Annotated in this window: 5 protein-coding genes; 2 read left to right on the top strand and 3 right to left on the bottom strand. The window is 59.6% G+C overall.

Annotation, left to right across the window (positions count from 1 at the left end):
* Positions 1 to 51 precede the first annotated feature (51 nt).
* From NW856_RS09775 to NW856_RS09765, 3 genes are all read right to left on the bottom strand, one after another.
* The gene (locus tag NW856_RS09775) at positions 52 to 2,595 is read right to left on the bottom strand and encodes a UPF0182 family protein (protein ID WP_414400021.1); all 2,544 of its coding nucleotides are present in this window, start codon (positions 2,593 to 2,595) and stop codon (positions 52 to 54) included.
* Between the two features lie 4 nt (positions 2,596 to 2,599).
* Entirely contained in the window at positions 2,600 to 4,042 is a 1,443-nt protein-coding gene (locus tag NW856_RS09770) for a TIGR03279 family radical SAM protein (RefSeq protein WP_414400020.1), read from the bottom strand.
* A 108-nt stretch (positions 4,043 to 4,150) separates the two neighbouring features.
* Entirely contained in the window at positions 4,151 to 4,435 is a 285-nt protein-coding gene (locus tag NW856_RS09765; protein ID WP_011432039.1) for a DUF2103 domain-containing protein, read from the bottom strand.
* 21 nt (positions 4,436 to 4,456) lie between these two features.
* Between NW856_RS09765 and NW856_RS09760 the strand changes: the two genes are divergently transcribed.
* Together NW856_RS09760 and NW856_RS09755 are read left to right on the top strand one after the other, a co-directional pair.
* Positions 4,457 to 5,221: a molybdenum cofactor guanylyltransferase gene (locus NW856_RS09760; RefSeq protein ID WP_414400018.1), complete on the top strand. Its 765-nt coding sequence runs from the start codon at positions 4,457 to 4,459 to the stop codon at positions 5,219 to 5,221.
* A 77-nt stretch (positions 5,222 to 5,298) separates the two neighbouring features.
* Positions 5,299 to 7,392 (top strand): FAD-dependent oxidoreductase, encoded by a 2,094-nt coding sequence (locus NW856_RS09755; RefSeq protein ID WP_414400017.1) that lies wholly within the window; start codon positions 5,299 to 5,301, stop codon positions 7,390 to 7,392.
* Positions 7,393 to 8,344: the final 952 nt, after the last annotated feature.

The following is an 8,344-nucleotide window of genomic DNA, read 5'->3' as shown; positions in this document are numbered from 1 at the left end:
CGTTAAGTTTCGTCAACCACCCAATACAAAAATGAGAAGGGATCCCTTTCTCTACCGGCTACCCCTCGGCAAAAAGAGCGATTCCAAGGCTTGGCTGAGGGTCGGTTCCATCACCACCCGGTCTTCGTAGGCAGCGATCACCCGGGTGAGCTGGGGCAGGCGGCCCTGTTCTGCTTCGATGTAGAGGGGCTGAACATAGAGCAAAGAAGTCTCGATGGGGATGACCAGCAGCGTGCCCAGGTTCACCCGCGACCCATGCTGGTTCCAGAGGGAAATTTGCTCGGAGATCAAGGGATCCTGATTGACCCGTGCTTCCACCTGTTCCGGGCCATAGATGAGCCGTTGCTTGGAAAACTCGTACACCAGGAGCTTGCCGTAGTTTTCCCCGTCGCAGCGGGCCGCTATCCAAGCCACCATGTTCTGCTTGTTAACAGGGGCATAGGGGGAGAGGAGGACGAACTCAGGAGTGTGATTGGCAACCTCTTGGGGATCCCTCGGCAAGGTGAGGATGAGATATTGCGGTTGCATGGGGATGCGCCGCCGGTTGCGGAACTGGCCGGGGATCTGCCATTGATCCTCGCGGTTGTAGAAGAGGCGGGGATCCGTCATGTGGTAGGTGGCGAACTGCTGCGCTTGCAGGCGGAAGAGGTCTTGCGGGTAGCGAATGTGTTGGCGCAGCGGCTCCGGCATTGCCTCCAGAGGCTTGAAGAGGGTGGGGTAGATGCGGGCGTAGGCTTGGATGAGGGGATCCCGAGGGTCGGCAATGTACCAATCGATGCTGCCGTTGTAGGCGTCCATCACCGCCTTGACCGAGTTGCGGATGTAATTGAAGGAAAAGCCGGGCACATGCTCGGAGTAAGGGTAGCGGCTGCTGGTGGTATAGGCATCGAAAAACCAGTAGAGCTTGCCGCCTTGAATGACCAGGTAGGGATCCCGGTCGTAGAGCAAAAAGGGCATCACCCGACGGATGCGCTCGCGGATTTGGCGGCGATAGAGAAAGCGGGTGGCAGAAGACAGCTCGCGGCTGAGAAGGATGCGCAGATCGCCAAAATGCCAGGCGTAGAGAAACCGCTGCCAGAGGTGGGGAATGGGCACGCCACCGCTGCCCTGATAGCTGCTGTACACATAGCGCTCTGCTGCAGGGTAGTCCAATTCCCGCGCCTCAGCACCCACGAAAACATCGGTGGTAGTCAGCTCGCCGTAGTAGAGGGCCGGCTGCTCCACCCGCAAGACGGGGGCCACCTCAGGGTAGCGGGGAGAAACCCGCGGCGGGATATCCGACAGGAAAAAGTCCGGCAGGCCCTCAGGGGTCACCACGTTCACCGGGCTGAGGGTGAGGCCGTAGCCGTGGGTGTAAAAAAACCGCCGGTTGACCCAGGTTTGGGCAGCGGGGGGTACCTGGGCAAAGTCCAGCTCGCGGGCGGCATGCATGACTTGGCGCAATTCTCCCCCGATGCGGTAGCGATCCACATTCACATAGGGGAATTGATAGTAGGGGCGGATTTCTTGCAGTTGTCGATAGGTGGCCAATAGGGGATCCGCATCCCAGAGGCGCACGTTGCTCAGGATGGGTTGATTTTGCTGCAGGATCTCCCAGGTGAGGGCTCCCCCTTCCGGGAAGGGTTGGACTTCGACATCGGCCAGGCCAAAGCCAGCACGGGTAAAACGGATGTTGTCCTCGATGTAAGGGCGTTCCAGCTCCAGCTCGTTGGGGGTGACCAAGAAGGTCTGCACCAGTTGGGGATAAAGTTGGGTGGTTAGCAGCCCAAACCCCAGGTAGGCCCCCCAGAGGATGGCCGGCGCCAGGAGAGAGCTGGCCCAGGAAGGGCACCAGGACTTGAGGAAAGGGAGGTTGAGGCGGATCCCTTGGCGGGCCAAAACCCAGAACCCCACTGCCGTCAAGCCCGCCACCCCGCTCATCAAGGTCGTGGCCGGCAGAGTTGCATGCACATCGGCAAAACCGGCCCCAAACACAACGCCGCGGGTGGAATAGAGCAGCTCGTAGCGATCCAGCCAATGGCCCCAGGCGCGAATGAGAAACAGGGATCCCCCCAAGATCAGCAGGTGCCGCTGGGCATAGAGAGAGAGGGCCAAGGTCAGCCGTTGCTCGGAAAGCCCCAGCTCTACCAAGTAGATGAGGACAACGGCAATCAAGGTGAGCAGCACCAGGTTGAAGCACCACTGCTGCAGCGTCTCCCAGAAAGGCAGGCTGAAGAGAAAAAAACTGAGATCGCGGTTGAAAATCGGATCCGACTCCCCGACGGGCCCTTGGTTGAGCCAGAGCAACAGAGTGAACCAGTGATTGGAAAGAGACCAAGCAAAGAAAACACTCAAACCTGTGGCAATCGCCCAGGCCCCAGCCAAGGTTGCCCCCCGCCAGCAGGAGCAGATGTTGGATCCCGTCACCGCCAGGGCAAAGAGGAAAGCGCCCAGGCCCAGCCCCCAGCGGGCAATCACCCGCGTCCACAGCACCGGCAGGGCATTCAGCTCGGCAAACCAGGCCAGATCTACGTAGAAAGCCGCCAAGCCCGTGATGGCCAGGATCCCCAGCCCCACCCAAAGCAGCAGAAGCAATCCGCGCCGCAACCTCTGCATTACCTCAGGATCCTCGGCCTAAAGCTGTTCTCGATCGCGTCAGCGGTGCAGTTTCCGTTCGCTTGAGCGTCGCGGAACAACACAGGGTGCTGTAGGCATAGCCCTGTTCTAGCTGTTGCACCGCCTGCACCAAGCCTGCCGGCCCGCCGTCCACCCGCACCACCGGGATCCCCACCTGGGCCTGCACCTCTTGCCAGGTCAGATCGTCCAAAAAGCGCTCCCCATCCTTAAGGGCGATCTGGGGTAGCAATAGCCCATCATAGTCCGCCAAGTTTTCCACAGACTTCAGGGCATCCAAGATATCCTGCCCCGTCAGCAGCCCGGTCACCGTCAGGGTTTGGCCCCAAAATCGGCTGGCAATAGGCAAAAGATCCAACTGCAGCCCGCGGATGCGGTTCATCTGCTCCACCACAGGCTGGAAGGCTTGCTCTACGGCATTGCCCACCACCCACAGAACCTTGAGGGGAGAAGGGAGCTCAGGCGGCAGTTTGAGCTGCTCGAACTGGCTGAGGAAAAGCCGCAGGGAGCCTACCCCGTTCCCCAGCTGCGGGTAATCTTCATAGTGCTCTGCCGGTGGCAGTTCCCGCCCGGCCAGCAGATACCACTCATCGGCCAGCCAGGCAAAGGTGGATCCCAATGTTTGCCGAAACCCGACCTGCAAAGTTTCCACCTGCTGGATCACTTCTCGGGCCTTGGCCGCATCGACAGGAACCAGCTCATCACCAGGGGGGCGAAAGCGCGTCAACCCCACCGGCACCACTGCTGCCGAGAGGACGGTGGGGATCCCGTCTACGGGCCGGCGAAAGGCGGCCAAATCGAGGAGTGTGCGGGTGAGGTGATCCCCATCGTTCCAGCCTGGGCAGACCACCACCTGTGCGTGCAGTTGCAAGCGATGCTGGCGAAACCAGGCCAACTGCTCCAAAATCAGGCCAGCCCGCGGGTTTTTGAGCAAGCGGCTGCGCAGCTCCGGGTCGGTAGCATGCACTGACACGTAGAGGGGAGAAAGGCGCAGGCGAGCGATGCGCTCCCATTCGGCAGCAGGCAAGTTGGTGAGGGTGAGGTAGCTGCCGTAGAGAAAGCTGAGGCGGTAGTCGTCGTCCTTGAGGTGCAGCGTTGCCCGCATTTCCGGAGGTTGTTGGTCGATGAAGCAAAAGGGGCAAGCGTTGGCGCACTGGATCAGGCCATCGAACAGGGCTGTCTCAAACTCTAGCCCCAGATCCTCGTCGATTCCCTTCTCCAGCTCAACTGTGCGCGGGATCCCTTGGCTATTCAAGATCTCCAGGCTTACACACTCCTCAGCGATCAGGAAGCGGTAGTCGATGAGATCGCGGGGGCGTTCGCCGTTGATGCTGACCAGGGCCTCTCCAGGTTGGATGCCCACTTCTGCTGCCAGGGATCCGGGTAAAACAGCGCTGATACGGGCGGGCTTGAGACTAGCACGAGACATAGCTAACTCATCCTCAACTGATGTGCCATTTGCCCCAGCAGGACGAAGTTCTGGGTCGGGACAGCGTTGCGGAGCAATAACGAGGCTCGGTTGACTACAAACAGTTGACTACAAACAGCGGAGAATAGCCGCCTCTAGCTCGGTTTGGCTGAGATCCGTTACCACAAACACCTCTTGCACGCTGCTTCCCTTGCGGGCCACCAGCTTGTACCCGCCCCGGATCGGCACCGAAACCCGCAACTGCAACTGGGGGATCCGCCCACGGCTGCAGGACAGAGCGCCCGGCGTCACGGTTTTAATGCCCGCCTGCCGGGTCAGGCGTTCCAAAACAGGGATCAACCCTGAGATATGGGTAGAGTGGTTCCAAACCAGACGACCAGAGGGCTCAGACATAGCGGCTAGAGTGAGGAGAGGATGGGATCCCTATCCTATTCCCCCACCCATACCTGGTGCTCGGCAACCCTGTGGAAAAGCCGCATGCCCAAGATGTCTGAAGATTCCCTGCCTGCGGTCGTGGCTCTGATCTTGGCCGGGGGCAACAGCCGCCGCATGGGATCCGACAAAGCCTTGGTGCTTTGGGATGGGATCCCCCTGCTGCGACGGGTGGCTCAGGTGGCAGCAGCCTGCGCCGACGCGGTTTACATCCTCACCCCCTGGCCGGAGCGCTATGCGCCGGTGGTGGATCCCGGTTGGCACCTCTGGCGGGAAAACGTTCCCCCCCTGGTCGGGCAAGACCCACGTGGTCGGGACAGCATTGCGGAGCAACACCGAGGCCCGCTGCTGGCCTTTCAAGAGGGGATCCGGCGGCTACAAACCTTGGCTGCTCCCCCGGAGTGGATCCTGCTGCTGGCCTGCGATCTGCCCTGCTTGCAGGAGCAGGTTCTTGGGGATTGGCGACAGCGCCTTGCCACCCTGCCCCCTCAGACGGTGGCCGCCCTGCCCAAAAGTCAGCGGGGCTGGGAGCCCCTGTGTGGCTTCTATCGCCTGGCGCAGCTAGGTTCTCTGGAGAGTTTCTTGCAGGCAGGAGGAAGATCCTTTCAGGTCTGGCTATCCCAGGTGCCAACAGCCATCCTGCCCCTGACCGTTCCCGACAGCGGGACGGAGTCCCTTGAGAGGATGCTCACCAATTGCAACACCCCTGCAGATCTGCAGCTGGGGGGAAACCTGGGTAGGGGGTGATCCCTGGGATCGGCAAAGGGAGGGATCCCCTCATGTCACAATGGGTAAAGATTTGCTCGGTTTCTTATCTCGGCGCCGTGCTTACTTCCCTTTACTACCGCGAGATCCCTTGCCCCGATAGTGCTCAAGTGCTGCGCTGGCTACAGGAGTGTATCCCCCTGCCCCAAGGCAGCCAGAAGGTTCTTACCCCCACGGGCCTGCGCCTACAGGGATCCGGCGCTGAGCTGGCCCTTTTCTTGTGGTCGGGGCTGAACACTACCTATCTCAAGGTGTTCCAGTGGTCGGAGCAGCCCTTCCCCCGCCAAGCTCGCTGGCTGAGAGAGCTGGAACAGGCCATCCAAAGCCAATTTCCCCACCGCTACCCGCAGTTGCCCCAGATCGATCTGAACCGGGGATCCATCTTCGATCAGCTTGAGCCTTTCTACCCGCAAACGGTGAAGTATTTTCGGCGGATCCCCAATGGAGAATTTGACCTGCAGCGGGTGTACTGGTGGGAAAAGCGCTGGCGGGAAGAAGTGCAACATTGCCACGCAGCCCACCGCCCTGCTCAGCCGGTCTTGTTTCGCCAGCCTGGCCCTGAGCCGGCCCCGGTGGAGTGGGATCTGGCCATCGTGGGAGGAGCGCTGGGAGCCATCTATGGAGCGGCCATGGCTCGCTTGGGCTACCGCGTGGCCTTGGTGGAGCGACTCCCTTTTGGCCGCATGAACCGCGAGTGGAACATCTCCCGGCGGGAGCTGCAAACCCTGGTGGATTTGGGCCTTTTGAGCGCCGAGCAGATGGAGAGCTTGATCCTGCGGGAATACACGGATGGGTTCAACAAGTTTTTTGACGGCAATAGCCCGGTTCGCGCTCCCGTTTTGCACACGCCGACGGTACTCAATCTGGCCATTGACGCGGAAAAGCTATTGCAGCTCTGTGGCCAAATTCTCACTTCCTGCGGGGGAGCTATCTACGAGCGCACCGAGTTTCAGCGGGCCTATGTTGGCGAACAAGGCGTCACGCTGGTTTTGAAGGATTTGCCCACCGGCGAGGAGTTTCGGCTGGGATCCCGCCTTGTGGTGGATGCTATGGGAACAGTCTCTCCCATTGCCCAGCAGCTTTACCGCCATCGGGCTTTTGATAGCGTCTGCCCCACGGTGGGGGCTACCATTGCGGGGGGGTTTGAGCCAGGGGTATGGGATCCCCAGTTTGGGGACATTCTGGCCAGCCACGGGGACATCAGCCGCGGTCGGCAACTCATTTGGGAGCTGTTCCCCGGCCCAGGCGAAGATCTTACCTTTTATCTGTTCCACTACCACCAGGTGCATCCGGAAAACCCCGGATCCCTGCTGGAACTGTACGAAGATTTTTTCACTATTCTGCCGGAATACCGCCGCTGCGACCCAGAGCGCCTGCAGTGGAAAAAAGCGACCTTCGGCTATATCCCCGGACGATTTGGCCAGCCCCGGCACCCTATTCGCGGCAGCGGGACGGAGTCCTCGGAACCCTTTGACCGGGTGCTGCTTATTGGGGATGCGGCAGCCATGCAATCGCCCCTCAGCTTTACCGGCTTTGGATCCCTGGTGCGCAACTGCCCCCGCCTGTGCGATCTGCTGGATACGGCGCTGCGCCACGACCTGCTCAGGGCGGCGGACTTAGCCCAGATCCGGGCCTACCAGGGCAACTCGGCCGTCACCTGGCTCTTCTCGCGGGGGATGATGGTGCCCACCGGCAAGGTGCTGCCCCCCGAGCGCATCAATGCCACTCTCAACAGCTTTTTCGGCATTCTCGCCACCGAGCCGCCGGAGGTGGTGGACGATTTCATCAAAGACCGGGCTGGCTGGCTGGCCTTTAACCGCATGGCCATCAAAGCTGCCCTGCAAAACCCACGGCTGCTGCTGTGGATCTGGGAGGCCGTAGGGGCCAAAGGCTTTGCCCAGTGGCTACCCACCTACCTCAGCTATACCGGCCTGGCCTTGACCTCTGCTTTGTTCAGGGGCTGGCTTCCAAATCTGCTGCGTCGCCTGCAGCCCTGGCTAGAAGCGCGTTACCCCCGCCTGTGGCTGCGCTGCCTGCAGTGGAGCTACACCCTCACCTATGGGGTAGGGCAGCCGCGCATCCAGTTTCAACTCCCCCCCACTCAAGAAAAGGCCCAAGACGCAATACCGACTTGGGTAGAGGAGAGGGCTTGAGCTGGTGGCGCGGTCGGAGAATGCGGCCACGCCAGTTTTTTGATGCCTGTGCTTTTGCTTGCCTCAAGTCACAATCTTCAATGTCTGCTTCAATGTCTGCAGAAAAGGCAGGTGACAATACAGCCTGTTCACAAACTGGGGGATACAAAAATCGTGTTTACGAGGCTTGACCCCAACGAGGTTTAAAACAAGCAGGTTTATAGTCATTTTAAACAGGACTGAAAGATTCTGTTGTATTGCTTCCTAACTCCCCTCTCCCTTTGGGAGAGGGGCTGGGGGTGAGGGATGACTCCCTCTGGGAGAGGGGCTGGGGGTGGTCGCGGCAGCGGCGCGGAACGCTTGGGGAGTGTCTCAATTAGCCTAGAATGACCATACAACCGTATCCCGTGGTCCCTTAGTGGGCTGTAGTTGTGTAGCTAAAGCCAATTAGCAAAAGATCCCATTGGATGCTAGCAGTCCTCACTTGTGTTTGCTAGCAGCTTTACCTCTTATCTGCACAGATTTCTGCACAGATTATTTACACAGAGCTGAACGAGGGAGTGCCCATCAGGCAAAGCCTTCCTCTGTGGCGCAAAAGTATTTCGCCACGCAGGGATCTGCCTGTCCTTTGCCTTGGCATTTTGCCCAAGTTGAGTATAATCAATACCTAACATCCAGGATCAGATCAAGGATAGTTGGGAAGGGATCCCAACCTTGATTTGGTTGTGAGACTGCTAGTCCCCTTTTTAGAATCTTTCGCAAAAAACTCTGTAGGACTGAGCCCAGTCGCGTCAGCGTTGCGGAGCAACATGGTTTACACCTTCGAGATCATCGGCATCGCCCCTGCTCTGCAGTTCTTTCATCAGCAACAGAAGCTGGCCCAGCGGCCCTGCGGGGTGGAATACCTGGGTACCAGCCCCTGCACCCTCGATGCGTTGCTGGGTTGTGTTGATCTTTCATTTGAGCCAAAAGA

Source organism: Synechococcus sp. R3-13 (genome assembly GCF_047462195.1).
GTDB lineage: Bacteria > Cyanobacteriota > Cyanobacteriia > Thermostichales > Thermostichaceae > Thermostichus.
This window is presented reverse-complemented; position numbering and strand designations above follow the sequence as displayed.